This window comes from Kitasatospora sp. NPDC094019 (genome assembly GCF_044764505.1).
Lineage (GTDB): Bacteria > Actinomycetota > Actinomycetes > Streptomycetales > Streptomycetaceae > Kitasatospora.
The window spans coordinates 646,885-660,742 of sequence record NZ_JBIWIF010000001.1; the positions used below are offsets into that span (position 1 = coordinate 646,885).

General features: G+C 73.7%; 16 protein-coding genes. 9 read left to right on the plus strand and 7 right to left on the minus strand.

Annotation, left to right across the window (positions count from 1 at the left end; translation table 11 throughout):
• Nucleotides 1-115: 115 nt before the first annotated feature.
• A complete protein-coding gene (locus tag ACIQ9P_RS02890) occupies nucleotides 116-3,517 on the minus strand; it encodes an AfsR/SARP family transcriptional regulator (RefSeq protein ID WP_402348632.1) in 3,402 nt (1,133 codons plus the stop codon).
• A 207-nt stretch (nucleotides 3,518-3,724) separates the two neighbouring features.
• Between ACIQ9P_RS02890 and ACIQ9P_RS02895 the strand changes: the two genes are divergently transcribed.
• Nucleotides 3,725-4,540 (plus strand): site-2 protease family protein, encoded by an 816-nt coding sequence (locus tag ACIQ9P_RS02895; protein ID WP_402348634.1) that lies wholly within the window; start codon nucleotides 3,725-3,727, stop codon nucleotides 4,538-4,540.
• A gap of 64 nt (nucleotides 4,541-4,604) precedes the next feature.
• Here ACIQ9P_RS02895 and ACIQ9P_RS02900 read toward each other — a convergent pair whose 3' ends face one another.
• A complete protein-coding gene (locus ACIQ9P_RS02900; protein WP_402348637.1) occupies nucleotides 4,605-4,790 on the minus strand; it encodes a hypothetical protein in 186 nt (61 codons plus the stop codon).
• A gap of 145 nt (nucleotides 4,791-4,935) precedes the next feature.
• Nucleotides 4,936-5,628: an NADPH-dependent F420 reductase gene (gene npdG / locus ACIQ9P_RS02905; RefSeq protein ID WP_402348640.1), complete on the minus strand. Its 693-nt coding sequence runs from the start codon at nucleotides 5,626-5,628 to the stop codon at nucleotides 4,936-4,938.
• Nucleotides 5,629-5,675: 47 nt separating this feature from the next.
• Here npdG and ACIQ9P_RS02910 point away from each other — a divergent pair, with 47 nt between their 5' ends.
• Together ACIQ9P_RS02910 and ACIQ9P_RS02915 are read left to right on the plus strand one after the other, a co-directional pair.
• Nucleotides 5,676-6,335, plus strand: a complete 660-nt coding sequence (locus ACIQ9P_RS02910; RefSeq protein WP_402348643.1) for a hypothetical protein — start codon at nucleotides 5,676-5,678, stop codon at nucleotides 6,333-6,335.
• 177 nt (nucleotides 6,336-6,512) lie between these two features.
• Nucleotides 6,513-7,904, plus strand: coding sequence for an MFS transporter (locus ACIQ9P_RS02915; RefSeq protein WP_402348646.1), 1,392 nt, complete (start codon nucleotides 6,513-6,515; stop codon nucleotides 7,902-7,904).
• A gap of 7 nt (nucleotides 7,905-7,911) precedes the next feature.
• On the opposite strand, the gene ACIQ9P_RS02920 is transcribed toward ACIQ9P_RS02915, so the two are convergent.
• The gene (locus tag ACIQ9P_RS02920) at nucleotides 7,912-8,145 is read right to left on the minus strand and encodes a hypothetical protein (RefSeq protein ID WP_402348649.1); all 234 of its coding nucleotides are present in this window, start codon (nucleotides 8,143-8,145) and stop codon (nucleotides 7,912-7,914) included.
• Between the two features lie 134 nt (nucleotides 8,146-8,279).
• Here ACIQ9P_RS02920 and map point away from each other — a divergent pair, with 134 nt between their 5' ends.
• On the plus strand, nucleotides 8,280-9,125 hold the full coding sequence (gene map / locus ACIQ9P_RS02925; protein WP_402348652.1) for a type I methionyl aminopeptidase: 846 nt from the start codon (nucleotides 8,280-8,282) through the stop codon (nucleotides 9,123-9,125).
• 51 nt (nucleotides 9,126-9,176) lie between these two features.
• On the opposite strand, the gene ACIQ9P_RS02930 is transcribed toward map, so the two are convergent.
• Nucleotides 9,177-9,878: a bifunctional DNA primase/polymerase gene (locus ACIQ9P_RS02930; RefSeq protein WP_402348655.1), complete on the minus strand. Its 702-nt coding sequence runs from the start codon at nucleotides 9,876-9,878 to the stop codon at nucleotides 9,177-9,179.
• A 452-nt stretch (nucleotides 9,879-10,330) separates the two neighbouring features.
• On the opposite strand from ACIQ9P_RS02930, the gene ACIQ9P_RS02935 reads away from it, so the two are divergent.
• Both ACIQ9P_RS02935 and ACIQ9P_RS02940 read left to right on the plus strand, forming a co-directional pair.
• Entirely contained in the window at nucleotides 10,331-10,561 is a 231-nt protein-coding gene (locus ACIQ9P_RS02935; RefSeq protein ID WP_402348658.1) for a hypothetical protein, read from the plus strand.
• Between the two features lie 29 nt (nucleotides 10,562-10,590).
• Nucleotides 10,591-10,788, plus strand: coding sequence for a hypothetical protein (locus ACIQ9P_RS02940; protein ID WP_402348661.1), 198 nt, complete (start codon nucleotides 10,591-10,593; stop codon nucleotides 10,786-10,788).
• A 68-nt stretch (nucleotides 10,789-10,856) separates the two neighbouring features.
• On the opposite strand, the gene ACIQ9P_RS02945 is transcribed toward ACIQ9P_RS02940, so the two are convergent.
• Nucleotides 10,857-11,516, minus strand: coding sequence for a PadR family transcriptional regulator (locus tag ACIQ9P_RS02945; RefSeq protein WP_402348664.1), 660 nt, complete (start codon nucleotides 11,514-11,516; stop codon nucleotides 10,857-10,859).
• A 181-nt stretch (nucleotides 11,517-11,697) separates the two neighbouring features.
• Here ACIQ9P_RS02945 and ACIQ9P_RS02950 point away from each other — a divergent pair, with 181 nt between their 5' ends.
• Nucleotides 11,698-12,096, plus strand: coding sequence for an ACT domain-containing protein (locus tag ACIQ9P_RS02950; protein WP_402348667.1), 399 nt, complete (start codon nucleotides 11,698-11,700; stop codon nucleotides 12,094-12,096).
• A gap of 113 nt (nucleotides 12,097-12,209) precedes the next feature.
• The gene (locus tag ACIQ9P_RS02955) at nucleotides 12,210-12,467 is read left to right on the plus strand and encodes a Prokaryotic metallothionein (protein ID WP_402348669.1); all 258 of its coding nucleotides are present in this window, start codon (nucleotides 12,210-12,212) and stop codon (nucleotides 12,465-12,467) included.
• Nucleotides 12,468-12,722: 255 nt separating this feature from the next.
• Here ACIQ9P_RS02955 and ACIQ9P_RS02960 read toward each other — a convergent pair whose 3' ends face one another.
• Nucleotides 12,723-13,445 (minus strand): GntR family transcriptional regulator, encoded by a 723-nt coding sequence (locus tag ACIQ9P_RS02960; RefSeq protein ID WP_402348672.1) that lies wholly within the window; start codon nucleotides 13,443-13,445, stop codon nucleotides 12,723-12,725.
• Nucleotides 13,446-13,573: 128 nt separating this feature from the next.
• On the opposite strand from ACIQ9P_RS02960, the gene ACIQ9P_RS02965 reads away from it, so the two are divergent.
• Nucleotides 13,574-13,831, plus strand: coding sequence for a hypothetical protein (locus ACIQ9P_RS02965; protein ID WP_402348674.1), 258 nt, complete (start codon nucleotides 13,574-13,576; stop codon nucleotides 13,829-13,831).
• Nucleotides 13,832-13,858 lie beyond the last annotated feature (27 nt).

Consider the following 13,858-nt stretch of genomic DNA (forward strand, 5'->3'; position numbering starts at 1 on the left):
AGGCCGGGGAGCCGCGGGCGGGGCCGAGCGCCGCGCGCGGCGGGCCGGAGCCGCGGCCGACCGACCGGAGCCGGACCCGGACGCGCGCGGGGAGCGCCCGGGCCCGGCTCCGGCGTCAGTGCACCAGCCGGTCGAGCATCGCGTTGGTCTCCGCCATGGACATCGTCCGGCCCTCGGCGGCGGCCGCCTCGAACTCCGCGTCGCCGAGCATCCCGCGCAGGATGCGCTCGGCCCGCTCGCGCTCGACCCGGTCGAGGTAGCCGCCCTTCGGCCCGTTCATCCCGGCGTGCGCCCCGAACAGCACCGCGGCCCGGCGGGCCGACACCGGGTCGCCGTCCCGCCGGGCGAACGCCTCCAGCATCCCGATCACCGGCGGCAGCAGCATCACCGACATCTGCTCCACGAAGCCGCTCGCCCCGGGCGGCACCGAGCGCATCAGCTGCCGGCCCTCGCGGACCATCTCCCGCCCGCCGTCGGGATCGCCGGCCCGGGCGGTGATCCAGCCCCGGGTCACCGTCAGCATCCCGCCCACCACGTCGGGGGCGAACGCGCCGATCCGGGTCCACCGGAGCGCGTCCAGCTCGGCCAGGGCCGCCGCGAAGTCACCGCGCTGCACATTGATGCCGCAGAGCATCAGGTGCCCGAACAGCAGCGCGCCGTTGGTGGCCTGGTTGTCCCCCGGCTCGATCCCCTCCAGCGCCGCCCGGATCTGCCGCTCCCCCGCCGCCAGGTCGCCGTCCAGCATCGCCGACCCCAGGTGCACCTGGAGCATCGGCACCTCCTGCGGCGCGCCCAGCTCCTCGGCCAGCTCGATCGCCCGGCGGTACGCCTCGACCGCCTCCGCCGAACGGCCCTGGTTGGCCAGCGACTCACCGCGCGCGGACAGCGCCTGGGACATCCCCCAGCGGTCGCCGGCCCGGCGGTACAGCTCCAGCGACTCCTCGCCGTCCAGGGTGCTCTGCTCGGCCCCGCCCGGCCAGTCGTTCATCATCTTGGCCCGGATCTGCAGGATGAACGCGAGGTCGCTGGGGGCGCCGTGCTCCCGGCAGCCCCGCACCGCGTCGTCCAGCAGGTCCCGCATGGCGCCCAGCTCGCCGATCAGGAAGGCCCCGAAGACCCGCATCAGCCCGGGGAAGCGGTACGACTGGGGCAGGTCGCGGCCGTACGCCGCGGTGACGTTCCGGGCGATGGCGATCGCCTCCTCGTCCGCCAGGACGTCGAGATTGCCCTCGAACATGCTGATCAGCCGGAAGATGACGACCGCCCGCCGGGCCTCGCCGAGCGCCTCCGGCGGCATCGGCACCGGGTACTCCAGCACATGCCGGTCCAGCGGCATCGGACGGACCCCGGGGTCGAACGGGTCCGGACCGATCGACAGCACCGCGTCGTACCAGCGGCGGGCCTCCTGGCTGTAGCCGCGCAGCGACCAGTACCAGCTCATGCCCAGCGCCAGGACCAGCGCGTCGTCCTCGTCCCGGCGGCAGACCGCCCGGCGCAGCGCCGCCCTGATGTTGTCGTGCTCGCGCTCCAGCACGGCCAGCCAGTGCAGCTGCTCGGGCCCGTGGATGTCCAGGTCGGCGGTGCGGACCAGCTCGCGGAAGTACCCGACGTGCCGGCCCGCGGTGGCTCCCCGTTCCTCCGCCTCGGCCAGCCGCTCGTCCGTGTACTCGTGAATGGTCTCCAGCATCCGGTAGCGCGGCGGGCCGTCCCCGTCCAGGTCGGCCACCAGCAGGGACTTGTCGACCAGGGAGAGCAGCAGGTCGGCGACCTCCTCGCGGGGCACCTCGGCGTCGTCCGAGCAGACCGACTCGGCCGCCTCCAGGCTCCAGCCGCCCGCGAACACCGCCAGCCGGCGCAGCACCGCGCGCTCCTGCTTGCCCAGCAGGTCCCAGCTCCAGTCGACCACCGCGCGCAGGGTCTGCTGGCGCGGCAGCAGGGTGCGGCTGCCCGCGGTGAGGAGGGCGAAGCGGCTGTCCAGCCGGTCGGCGATCTGCCGGGCCGTCATCACCCGGAGCCGGGCGGCGGCCAGTTCGATGGCGAGCGGCAGCCCGTCCAGCCGGCGGCAGATCTCGGCGCAGGCGTCCGGGTCGCTCCGCGGGTCGAAGCCGGGGCGGGCGGCGGCGGCCCGCTCGGTCAGCAGCCGCAGCGCCACCGGGTCCGGCAGCGGCTCGACCGGCAGCACGGTCTCGCCCGGCACCCCGAGCGGCTCCCGGCTGGTGGCCAGCACGGTCAGCCCCGGGCACTCGGTGAGCAGGGTGTCCGCGAGGTCGGCGGCGGACTGGATCAGGTGCTCGCAGTTGTCCAGGACGAGCAGCATCCGGCGGCGCCCGCAGTGCTCGATCAGCCGGCGCACCGGATCGTCGGTGCGGGCCTCGATCACCTCGGCGACCATGCTGGCGCCGGTGTGCAGGACGGTCGCGCGCAGGCCGAGCGCCGACACCACCGCGCCCGGCACCGCGTCCGGGCGCTCCACCGGGGCGAGCTCGGCCACCCAGACGCCGTCCGGCCAGGTCCCGGCGCCCTGCTCCAGGCGGCCGGCCTCGACCGACAGCCGGGTCTTGCCGGAGCCGCCGGGGCCGGTCAGGGTGACCAGCCGGCTGGTGGCCAGGACGGAGCGCAGGGCGGCGAGGTCGTTCTCCCGGCCGACGAAGCTGGTCAGCCGGCCGCGCAGATTGCCGGGCGCGCGGGCGGGCGGCGCCGGTGCGGGTGCGGGTGGCTGTTCCGGTGGCGCCGGTACGGACTTCGCCGGGGCGCTCTCCCCGGACGGTTCGGGTTCGGCCGGGACGGCCGGGGTGGCGGGTCCGGCCGGGCTCAGCAGCTCGGCGTACAGCGACTGGAGCCGGCGCCCGGGATCGACACCCAGCTCGTCCGCCAGGGCGCGCCGGGTCCGCTCGTAGTGGCGCAGCGCCTCGGCCGTCCGGCCGCTCTCGTGCAGCGCCCGGACCATGAGGTACTGCAGCGGCTCGTCCAGCGGTCGGCCCTCGCACATCTCGGCGAGCTCGGCCACCAGCTCGGCCGCCCGGCCGAGGCCGAGCTCGGCGGTGATCCGGTGCCGACGGGCCTCCTCGCGCTGCGCCTCCAGCCTGGTCGCCGGGCCGCCCCGGTCCGGCAGGTCGGCCAGCGCCGGGCCGCGCCAGAGCGAGAGCGCGGCCCGCAGCCGCTCGGCGGCCGACACGTGGTCGCCCTGCTCCAGCGCCCGGAGTCCCTCCCCGGCCAGCCGCTGGAACTCGGCGAGGTCGGTGGCGGGGTCGGTCAGCCAGTACCCGGCCGGGCCGGAGCCGACCCGGTCGCGGCCGATGGTCCGGCGCAGTCGGCCGACGAGGGTCTGGAGCGCGGCCGACGCGTCCTGCGGCGGCTCGGCCTCCCACACCTCGTCGACCAGCAGGTCGGCCGGCACCGGCCGGCCCTGCCGCAGTGCCAGCGCGGCGAGCAGGGCGCGCAGCCGGGCGCCGCCGAGCGGGACCGGGGTGCCGTCGTCGTGGTGGGCCGTGGTGGTGCCGAGGATGCCGTAGTGCACCGCACCATTCTGGTGGATCGACCCCGTCCCCCACGCACATTTGTCCGGCCCTCGACCCTGACTGGACCCTGAGTCCGAAAGACCGCCCCAGGAACCCGGTGCCGGGCTCCGTACGTTCACCCTGGACGGCTTGTCCGGCGCGGGCCCGCCCGGCATGATCGGCCTCTGCCCCGCCCTCATCCTCCCTACCACCGGAGCACCCACACCATGACCTTCGCCGCCACGCAGCGCTCACGCAGCGAGGACCGCCGGATCAGCCCGGTGTTCTGGGCCCTGCTCGCGATCTTCGCCACCTCCGCCGTGGCGGTGTTCCAGGGCTACGGCAACGCCCGGTTCGGGATCTTCCTGTTCGTGGTGGCCGGCTGGATGGTCTCGCTCTGCCTGCACGAGTACGCGCACGCGCGCACCGCGCTGCACGGCGGCGACATCAGCGTCGGCGCCAAGGGCTACCTGACCCTCAACCCGTTCAAGTACGCCAACGCCGTGCTCAGCTTCGTGCTGCCGATCGTCTTCGTGCTGCTCGGCGGCATCGGCCTGCCCGGCGGCGCGGTCTGGATCGAGCGGCACCGGGTGCACGGCCGGCTCAAGCACAGCCTGATTTCGGCCGCCGGGCCGCTGGTGAACCTGCTCGCCGCGGTGCTGCTGCTGGTGCCGGTCGGCGCGGGCTGGCTGGACGACTCCAAGGTGCACGCGGTCTGGAACGGCTACGAGCTGAACGTCTCCCCGCTGGCGCTCGGCCTGGGCTTCCTCGGCATGCTCCAGCTGAGCGCGACCCTGCTCAACCTGCTGCCGGTGCCCGGCCTGGACGGCTACGGGATCGTCGAACCCTGGCTGTCGGCGAAGACCCGACGGGCGATCGAGCCGTTCGCGCCGTACGGCATGCTGGCCGTCTTCGCGCTGCTCTGGCAGCCGGAGATCAACCACTGGTTCTTCGAGGTCGTGTACGGGGGGATGGACCTGCTGGGCGTGGAGCGGGCCTACGCGCAGGTGGGCCACGAGCTGTTCACGTTCTGGAAGAACTGACCGGGAAGGACCGCCCGGGCTCGGGTCCGGCCCCGCTGCGGCTCGGGCTCGGGTCCGCTCCGGCTCAGGCCCGCTCGGCCGCCGCGCGGGCCAGCTTCTCCCGGCGCAGGTTCATCCAGAGCACGTTGCTGGCGATGCCCGCCATCGGCAGCCAGATCAGGCCGAGCCACCAGCCCTGCACCAGCGAGACCACGGCGGCGGCCAGCGCGAGAACGACGACGAGCGAGGCGAGGACGGACGTGCGGGGCATGGCGGGGTACTCCTGCGGCCGGGGGTGAGGTCGGCCCCCATTGTCGCCGACCTCACCCCCGGAGCGGGTCCAGGGGTGAGGTCGGCGATCCGTTCCGAAGGTCGGACCACCCGACGGTCGGACCGCGGGGCGAAGGTGCCGGTGATCAGACGTCCGTGATCCGCAGACCCGCGTGCGCCTTGTAACGCCGGTTGACCGAGATCAGGTTCGCCACCAGCGACTCCACCTGGTGCGCGTTGCGCAGCCGGCCCGCGAAGACGCCCCGCATGCCGGGGATCCGGCCGGCCAGCGCCTGCACGATGTCGGTGGCGGCCCGCTCCTCGCCGAGCACCATCACGTCGGTGTCGATCCGCTCGATCGACTCGTCCTGGAGCAGCACCGCCGACAGGTGGTGGAAGGCCGCGGTGACCCGGGAGTCCGGCAGCAGGGCGGCGGCCTGCTGGGCGGCGCTGCCCTCCTCCGGGACAAGTGCGAAGGCGCCCTGCTTGTCGAAGCCGAGCGGGTTGACGCAGTCCACCACGATCTTGCCCGCCAGCTCCTCGCGGAGGGCGGTGAGGGTGGCCGCGTGCCCGTCCCAGGGCACCGCCACGATGACGATGTCGCTCTCACGGGCGGTGGTCGCGTTGTCGGCGCCGCGAACGCCGAGGCCGATCGCCTCCGCCGAGGTCCGCGCGCGGGCCGCGTCGCGAGAACCGATGATCACCTGCTGGCCGGCCTTGGCCAGCCGCAGGGCCAGCCCCCGCCCCTGGTCGCCGGTGCCGCCGAGGACACCGACCACCAGCTGCGAGACGTCCGGCAGTTCATGGGCCGGGTTTGTCGCTGAATCGAGGGAAGTCATGGGCCGATCCTGCCAAACCGGCGGCCGGTCGCGACATCCTGTGCGCCATGGACGCGGTGAGAGTTTCGGCACTGAGGGACCGGTTGGCCGGAACCGGTTGGCTGGAAGCCGTCGGCGGCTTCGCCGGGGAGCTGCGGCACGCGGTCACCCGGCGCGGAGCGGGCGAGCTGCTGCTCGTCGGCGGCACCGGCTACGAACCCTGGCACCTGGCCGCCCATCTGGAGGACGAGGCCGCCTGGTCGGACGTCCCCCGGCTGGCGCCCACCCTGGTGCGGCACCGGGTCCCGGCCGCCGCCCCGGCCCATCTGGCGCACGGGCTGGGTCGGCTGAGTGGGGCCGGACGCGGGGCGACCGTCCTGGTGGTGGCCCCGACTGCGGCCGGGGAGACGCTGCTGGAGCGGGTGCAGGACGCCCGCCGACACGGGGCGACGGTGCTGGCGCTGGACGGCGCGGCGTCCGGCACCCCCGGCGGGTCGGCCGGGCCGGGCGACGTGACCGGGCCGGGCGATGCGACCGGGCTGGGCGACCTGGCCGGGCTGGCGCACCGGCGGCTGGCCGTCGGCACGGCCGAGGACGAGCCCTTCGACCTCGCCCAGCACCTGGTCAGCGCCGCCGCCGGGCAGCCGCCCGGGCAGCGCTCGGCGCTGGGGCGGCTGGCCGCGCTCGCCGGGCGGCTCACCGCGGGGCCGACGATCAGCCGCTGGTGACGGCGGGCGGGGTCGGCGGAGTGGGCGGTGGGTGGGTCGCCGGAGTGGGCGGTGGGCGGGTCGGTGGGCCGCAGAACGGGCCGGGGAACGGGCCGGGGAACGGGCCGGACCGGGGCCGGGTCGGCGGCCGGAAAACCCGTTGCGGCCCGGCCGGACCCGCGCGCAGGATGGTCGCTCGTGAACGAAGCCGACCCACCCCCGAGCGGCCGGGCGAAGTCCCTGCTGCGCGCGGTGGCCCCCGACCTGACCCCCTGGCGCTCCTCCCGGGAGTTCCGCCTGCTGTGGCTCTCGGGCTGCGTCACCGGCTTCGGCAGCTTCCTCACGTACGTCGCCGTTCCGATGCAGATCAAGGAGTTGACCGACTCCTCGGTCGCGGTGGGACTGGTCGGTGCCTTCGAACTGGTCCCGCTGATCGTCTTCGGCCTCTGGGGCGGCGCCCTCGCCGACGCCCTCGACCGTCGCCGACTGGTGCTGTTCGCCGAGGCGGGGCTCGGCCTGCTGAGCATCCTGCTGCTGGTCAACGCGCTGCTGCCGACCCCCGTGCTGTGGCCGATCTACCTGGTGGCGGCCCTGGTCGCCGCCGCCGACGGCCTGCAGCGCCCGTCGCTGGACGCGCTCACCCCGCGGATCGTCCCGCACGACCACCTGACCGCCGCCCTCGCGCTGAACTCCCTCTACCGCAACGCCGCCTCGGTGGCCGGGCCGACCCTGGCCGGTGTCGTGGTCACCTTCGCCGGGGTGCAGACCGCGTACGCGCTGGACGTGGTCACCTTCGCCGCCTCGCTGCTGCTGCTGTCCCGGATCCGGGCGGTACCGCCGCCCAGCGGCGCCGAGAAGCCCTCGGTGCGGGCGGTGCTCACGGGCGTCCGCTACGCGTGGAGCCGCAAGGACCTGCTCGGCACCTACGCGATCGACCTGTGCGCGATGCTGTTCGCCTTCCCGGTGGCGATCTTCCCGTTCCTGGCCGCCGAGCTGGACGCGGGCTGGGCCCTCGGCCCGATGTACGCCGCCTCGGCGGTCGGCGCCCTGCTGGTCTCGGTGACCGGCGGCTGGACGTCCCGGATCCACCGGCACGGCCGACTGCTGCTGTTCGCGGCGCTCGGCTGGGGCGTGGCGATCGCCCTGGCCGGACTGGTCGGCTCGGTCTGGCTGGTGCTGCTCTTCCTGGCCCTGGCCGGCGGCGCCGACCAGATCAGCGGGATCGCCCGTTCCACGCTGTGGAACCAGTCGATCCCGGACTCGGTGCGCGGCCGGATGGCCGGGGTCGAGCTGCTCAGCTACTCGGTCGGGCCGCAGCTCGGCCAGGTCCGGGCGGGCGGCATGGCCGGACTGGTCGGCGTCCGGGCCTCGGTCTGGGTCGGCGGCGTGGCCTGTGTGGTGGGCGTGCTCGCGCTGGCCACCGCGCTGCCCCGGCTGCTGTCCTACGACGACCGCACCGATCCGCACGCGGCGGCCGTCCGCGCCGAGCACGAGCGCGCCGCCGCGGAGCGGGCGACTCCGGACCGGGCCGCTCCGGACCGGGCGGCGGGGCTCTCCCCGGCCGAGGAGAGCCCCGCGGCGACCGGCTAGGACGGGACTACTCGCCCGCGCCGTCCTGCGGCCGGTCGTTCCACCGGGGGTCGTCCTTCCACTCCCGGTTGCGCAGCTCCGCCGTCTCCAGCGCGTGCGCCGCCTCCTGCTGGGTGGCGTACGGGCCCAAGCGGTCCTGGGCCGGGCACTCCGGCCCCTCCTCGACCTTGCCGTGCTTGATGCAGTAGAACCATTCGCCGGGCCGGCCGGTCGGCTTGTTCCGCCGGAATCCCAGGGCCATGGTGGTCACCTCCGTGTGGGCGGTCGTGTCCCCGCCGTGGCTTCGCGTCGTCCCGATCATTCCCCTCGCCGGCGCCGTCCGCACACCCGGTGCCCGTCCCCGGACCGCGGGGCCCGACAATTAGACTCGCCGACATGGCTCTCGTACCCGGCATCCAGTCCCCCATTCGCAAGGTCCCGGCGCACATCCCGCGTCCCGAGTACGTCGGGAAGCCCGCGCCGACGCCGTACACCGGGCCCGAGGTGCAGACCGCCGAGACGATCGAGAAGATGCGCGTCGCCGGTGGCATCGCCGCCCGGGCGATGGCCGAGGCGGCGAAGCTGATCGCGCCCGGCGTCACCACGGACGCACTGGACGCGGTCGCGCACGCGTACATGTGCGACCACGGCGCCTACCCGTCGGACCTCGGCTACCGGGGCTTCCCCAAGTCGGTCTGCACCTCGATCAACGAGGTCATCTGCCACGGCATCCCCGACTCGACCGTCCTCCAGGACGGCGACATCGTCAACATCGACGCCACCGCGTACATCCACGGGGTACACGGCGACCTCAACGCCACCTATCTGGTCGGCGACGTGGACGAGGAGTCCCGACTGCTGGTCGAGCGGACCAGGGAGTCGCTGGACCGGGCCATCAAGGCGGTCAAGCCGGGCCGCCTGATCAATGTGATCGGACGGGTCATCGAGTCCTACGCCAAGCGGTTCGACTACGGCGTGGTCCGGGACTTCACCGGACACGGCATCAACACGTCGTTCCACTCCGGCCTGATCGTCCCGCACTACGACAGCGAGCGGGCCACCGAGGTCATCAAGCCGGGCATGACCTTCACCATCGAGCCGATGCTCACCCTGGGCACCTACGACTACGAGATCTGGCCGGACGGCTGGACCGTCGTCACCAAGGACCGCAAGCGCACCGCCCAGTTCGAACACACCCTGGTGGTCACGGCGGACGGCGCGGAGGTCCTCACCCTGCCGTAGCCGGGCGGTCGGGCCGGCCCACCGGGCCGGCCCACCTCTGCGGTCGGCCGGTCAGCCGATCAGCCACTGCTCCTCGGCCACCGCGCCCACCTCGGTGCAGGCGTCGGTCAGCACGTCCAGGACGCGCAGCGGGTCCGGCAGCGGCTGCTCCGGCCCGCGCAGCCAGCGCACGTCGGAGCCGTCCGGCAGCGCGGCCGGCGGCAGCAGGGTGTACGAGCCGCGGCAGTGCCAGCGCAGACCGGGGTGCTCGGACATGGTGTCGGGCGTGGAGTCCAGGGCGCTCGGCCACCACTCGTCCTCGTCCACCGGGGTGCCCCTGGTGGCGGTGAAGAACAGGTAGCGGTCCTCGCCGACCGCGGCCACCGGGCCCTCGACGCCGAGCGCGGTCAGCCGGTCCAGGGCGAGCCGCCCGGCCTCGGCCGGGACGTCGAGCACGTCGTGGGCGCGGCCGGTGGCGGTGACGAAGTTGGCCAGCGGGTCGCGGGAGAGCCAGCGGGCGAGCTGCTCCGGGTCGGTGGTGGCCTGTGTCTGCCACGCGAAGGAGACCGGGTGCTGGGCCGGGGCCGGACAGGCCACCCGGTCGCAGGAACAGCGGTACCCGGCCGGATGCGCGGCCGGAGCGAGCGGGAACCCGGCGCGGACCGCGCCGAGCAGCTGGTCCAGTCTGGCGGCCGGGCTGTCGGGTGCCGCCGACCGGGCCCGCTCACGATCCCGCTTCTGCCACCAGGCCGTCCACCTGCCGCCGGATTCCATCGGGCCCCTTCCGCGCATTGCCGTGCCTGGTGTGACACAGCGTTCGACGTACCACTCGACGCAACGCACGGCGCCCCCCGCTGCTTCCCCGGGTGGTGCTCGGCACTGCGGTCCCGCGCCCCGCCGACCGGAGCCGGGGTCACCGGACGACCGACGCCCGGGGTCACGGTACGGAGTCAAGGCGGCACGACGGCTGCGGCTCGGCGGCCCGGCGGGCACGATGAGATGCGCCTCGCCCGGCCCGTACGGGCCCGCTGACCCGGGTGGACCCCGAGGGCGTAACAGGAAGGATAAGGGTGCGCGGGCCCTTCGGATGACCGGGGGCGGTGCCTCGCCGGTCACACTCCCGGCACCCGGCCCTCACACCGCCTCCGCCGGGGCGGCCGCGGCGGCCCGGTCCGCCCGCGTCCGCGGCCCTCCGCACACCCCCACCGGGGTGAGACCCTGGTGGGGTGAAGAGCGCGGACACCGAATTCGTCGGCGGCCCCCTGGACGGCCGGACCCTCCCCATCCCACTGGGCCCGATGTACGGGGTGCCCAAGAAGTACACCGTGCCGGTCCCTTCGCACGGGGACACTCCGGCGCGCACACTGGTGTACGTCCGGGCCAAGCAGCAGCGGGGCCTCCGCTGGTTCTGGCGCTACGAGTACGACGAGGCGGCCACCGCCCGCGCTTCCGGGTGACGGCCGCCTCCCCTCGCGGGAGGACGGCGATGGCGAGAACCGAACGGCACCCGAGGGACCGCTCCCGGTCGGTGGCCCAGCACAACCGGCAGGTGGCCGGGGTCACGGCCGGCCTGCTGGTGGCGGTCAGCGTCTACAGCGCGGTGCTCGGCTCCAACGGCTGGCTCTGGTTCGGCTGGGCGGTGCTGCTGCTCGCGTGCGTGGCGCTGTTCGCCGTCCGCCCCTGAGCAACCGCACCGCCCGTACCCGTACCGGTCGGGCCGTACCCGTACCGGTCAGGCAGTACCCGTACCGGTCAGGCGTCCTCGGCCAGGATCAGGTACAGCTTCTTGCGGGCCTCGTTGAGCACCTCCAGGCCCTTGGCGCGCTGCGCCTCGCTGCCCGTCGCCATGACCTGGCGGACGGCCTGCTCGACCGCGCCCAGCGCCTGGCCGACCTCCTGGACCGCGGCCCAGTCGATCTCCTGACCGGCCTCCGCCCACGGCTCGTCCGGTCCGGCCTCGGCCTCGGTCCGGCCCGCCTCGGTGAGCTGGACCAGCCGCTTGCCGCCGACCTCCTCCGCCGTGACCAGGCCCTCCTCCTCCAGCAACTGGAGGGTGGGGTAGACCGAACCGGGGCTGGGCCGCCAGGCCCCGCCCGAACGCTCGGCGATCTCGGCGATCATCTCGTAGCCGTGCATCGGCCGCTCCTTGAGCAGCGCCAGCAGCGAGGCGCGCACGTCCCCGCGCCGGGCCCGCCCGCCGCGCCGTCCGCGCACCCACGGCGGCGGACCGCCGAAGCCGCCCCGGGCCCACGGCGGCCCCGGGCGTCCGCCCGGCCCACCGCCACCGAAGGGCGGACCGAAGGGGCCGAACGCCCCCCGGCCCTCGTACCGCTCACCGGGCGTCCCGGCGAACTCCGGCCCCGGGCGGCAACCGCCGGGACCGCCTTCTCCACGGAATCGTCCTGGGCGCATGGCACCCACCTCCCGTTCGGGCCGCTCGGACGCGGCCCCGTCGCGACGATCGTCAAACGATCGTTCGGGACAGTCGAGTTACTGTCTCGATAACTCGACGATATATCGCTGACTGTCGGTCGTCAACGCTTTCCGATACACCTTCCGACACAGCCGCCCCCTGGGCCGCTACGGTGCGTGCATGGCCGGAGAACGAGACCTCGCGACACTGCTGCGCGACCTGCGCCCCGTGCTCAACCCGGGGCGGTACGTCTACTGCACACTCCCCACCAAGGTGCCCGCCGGACTGCGGCCGGTCGCCACGGTCGCCGAACCCGAAGGGGTGACGGTGGTGGTGGCCCAGGAGGAGGCGGACGCGCTGGGCCTGCGCTACGAGTACGTGGCCGCCTGGATCACCCTGCGGATCCACTCCGCACTGGAGGCCGTCGGCCTGACCGCCGCCGTCGCGACCCGGCTCGCCGAGGAAGGGCTCAGCTGCAACGTGGTGGCCGGCTACCACCACGACCACCTGTTCGTCGCCGCCGACGACGCCGACCGCGTCCTCCGAGCCCTGGAGAAGCTCTCCGACCGCTCCGCCTGACCGGGTGGCCCCACCGGGTGGCCGCCCACCGAGGGCGCTCGGACACTGGAAGGGGCCGGGCAGCCGCCCGGCCCCGCCGTCCGCCCCACCCGCCCGGAAGGAAGTGCGCCGCCATGGCCACCTGCGTCTCCTGCGGCAACGACTACTGGCTCGCCTTCGAGATCAAGACCGTCACCGGCGACGTCTACACCTTCGACAGCTTCGAGTGCGCGATGGAGAAGCTCGCGCCGCGCTGCGAGCAGTGCAGCGTCCGGATCGTCGGCCACGGCGTCGAGGTCGCCGGGATGTTCTTCTGCTGCGCCCACTGCGCCCGCGTCAACGGCGGCCTCGGCGACCAGATCCGCGACGCCGTCGGCACCCACCCGGGCTGATCCCCCACCAACGCCGAAGGCCCCCCGACCGTGGGTCGGGGGGCCTTCGCGGACGTCAGGGACGGAAGAGTCGGCCTGTACGCCGGAAGGATCCTTCGATCCCCGCGCTGGACACGGTGGGGCCGGATCACATCCTTGACGAGCGCGGACCCACGAAGGACATCCTCAAAACCGCGGCGGGCCGGCCCACTTCTTGACCCGACTCCTACCGGCCCTCGCCTTCGCGGCGAGGGCCAATCTCTTTGCTTCCTCTGCTCACGCCCCGTACTCGTAGCCGATCGTGACTCGCGTCGGTACGACCCAGAGGCCGAACTCGATCACACCCTCGTCATCGGACCAACGGTGGACGCCACCGAGCACCGGCGACCCCACGCGCAGCCCCAGAGCCGATGCCTCCCGGGCGTCGCACTCCCGGGCGTGCAGGTCGTCCCGGGCGTGGGTGATCGTACGCCCGGACGCCTCAAGCACCTTGGCGGTGAGGCCGGCGTTCTTGCTCGGCGCCGTCGACAGCAAATCCGGTACCAGTACGGCGAAGTGCGCCGGGTACCAGGCGACGGCCAGCATGGTTCGGGTCCTGCCCCGACCGGCGACGAACTCACGCCTCACAAGCTGGTCCCCGGGGTCGAGACCGAAGATGTCCTGTACGTACAGAGGCGGAACGACCAACTCGGCCGCCGTGACCCGACTGGTCTCACCCTCCATCTGGCTGGACCGCAGCCGCTGGACCATCGCCAGCCGGTCGCGCCCGGTCGCGGCTACCGTCGCGTCGTCCGCCACGAAGGTTCCACGAGGGCTGGTCCTGATGAGCCCTTCCACCAGCAGCTGGTTCAACGCCCTGCTCACGGTTGCTGTCGCCACGTTCCACCGCTGGCACATCTCCCTGTTGGTGGGGAGCTTTTCGCCGGAGACGAGTTCGCCCGCGAGTATCGCCTGCCGGTAGTGATCGGCGATCGCGGTGAATGCCTTGGGACTGGCCATGCGCTACTCCCGGTTCGAGATGACGGTCACTCAGAAGTACACTAGTGCACCGACATTCTCGCCAGAAGTGCTTCTCGGAGTTCTACCTTCTGAACTAGGACACAGACCGAGTGCTCCAGGGAGTTGTGGTGGCGGTCAGCAAGCGCTCGCGAACTACGATCTATCGGCCCGAGCTCGGGGAGGTCGTCAAGGACCGTGCTCACAAGGGTGTTGAGGGTGTCTACATGGACACGATGAGCGGCCGGGTCTATCTCCGCCCCCGCGGCGGCGGCCTTGAGTGGACCACCTCGCCCGGTGACATCGAGCGGATCGGTGAGAAGCCGGAGTTGATCCGCGTCTGCACGACCAACAGGCCGCGTCGGGCTCGGGCCTTGCTCGCTTCGTGAAGTCCGACACCAGTAGCCGGAACAGAC